This window comes from Streptomyces sp. DH12 (genome assembly GCF_020873895.1).
In the GTDB taxonomy this organism is placed as follows: Bacteria; Actinomycetota; Actinomycetes; order Streptomycetales; family Streptomycetaceae; genus Streptomyces.
This window is the reverse complement of record NZ_JAHWGT010000914.1, coordinates 1-469: the sequence shown is the minus strand read 5'-3', so window position 1 is coordinate 469 and position 469 is coordinate 1. Positions and strand designations below refer to the sequence as shown.

Sequence of the window (469 nt, the reverse complement as noted above, 5' to 3'; positions counted from 1 at the left end):
GCGTACCGCGTCTATCTGACTGCTCATCGAATTCCCCTCCACGGATCTCGGTCCAGGACGCCGGGACACTGGCCGTCCGTCTGCGGTGGCCGAATACGGCGGGCAAGCGGCCTTCATCCGCGGTCGAGGCCGCCTCTACGCGGCTTGTAGCGGTTTCCGAAGGGACCACCGGAGCATGGCCTGTGCACCTCGCGATTTCCCGCGCCCCCCGACGAGGACCCGGAGCTGACCGTGGACACCGCCACCGCCACCGACATCTACAAGACGAAAGTCACGGCCGCCTTCAACGGGGCCGCGGCGACCTACGACCGGCTGGGGGTGGAGTTCTTCACCCCGATGGGCCGGCGCCTCGTGGAGCGGGCCGCGCCGCGCCCCGGACAGCGCCTGCTCGACGTCGGCTGCGGCCTCGGCGCCACCCTGCTGCCGGCCGCCCGCCTGCTCGGACCGCGGGGCTCGGCCCTCGGCATAG

The 469-nt window shown here is 71.9% G+C and carries 1 pseudogene; it reads left to right on the top strand.

The window, feature by feature from the left end:
* Positions 1–231 precede the first annotated feature (231 nt).
* Positions 232–469: pseudogene (locus LPA54_RS37755) on the top strand (methyltransferase); the annotation flags it as partial.